The following is a 460-nucleotide window of genomic DNA, read 5'->3' on the forward strand; positions in this document are numbered from 1 at the left end:
TTATGGTGGGCACTCTAAGGAGACTGCCGGTGACAAACCGGAGGAAGGTGGGGATGACGTCAAGTCATCATGGCCCTTACGGCCTGGGCTACACACGTGCTACAATGGTCGGTACAGAGGGTTGCCAAGCCGCGAGGTGGAGCTAATCTCACAAAACCGATCGTAGTCCGGATCGCAGTCTGCAACTCGACTGCGTGAAGTCGGAATCGCTAGTAATCGCGAATCAGAATGTCGCGGTGAATACGTTCCCGGGCCTTGTACACACCGCCCGTCACACCATGGGAGTGGGTTGCACCAGAAGTAGCTAGTCTAACCTTCGGGGGGACGGTTACCACGGTGTGATTCATGACTGGGGTGAAGTCGTAACAAGGTAGCCGTAGGGGAACCTGCGGCTGGATCACCTCCTTAATCGACGACATCAGCCTGCTGATGAGCTCCCACACGAATTGCTTGATTCATT

1 rRNA gene is annotated in these 460 nt (G+C 55.2%); it reads left to right on the forward strand.

The annotated features are described in order from the left end of the window. Nucleotides 1–408: ribosomal RNA gene (locus tag ACK59L_RS21515) — 16S ribosomal RNA — on the forward strand; the annotation flags it as partial. Between the last annotated feature and the right edge of the window lie 52 nt (nucleotides 409–460).

Origin of the sequence: Pseudomonas sp. KCJK9111, from assembly GCF_046231935.1 — a bacterium.
Classification (GTDB): domain Bacteria; phylum Pseudomonadota; class Gammaproteobacteria; order Pseudomonadales; family Pseudomonadaceae; genus Aquipseudomonas; species Aquipseudomonas parafulva_B.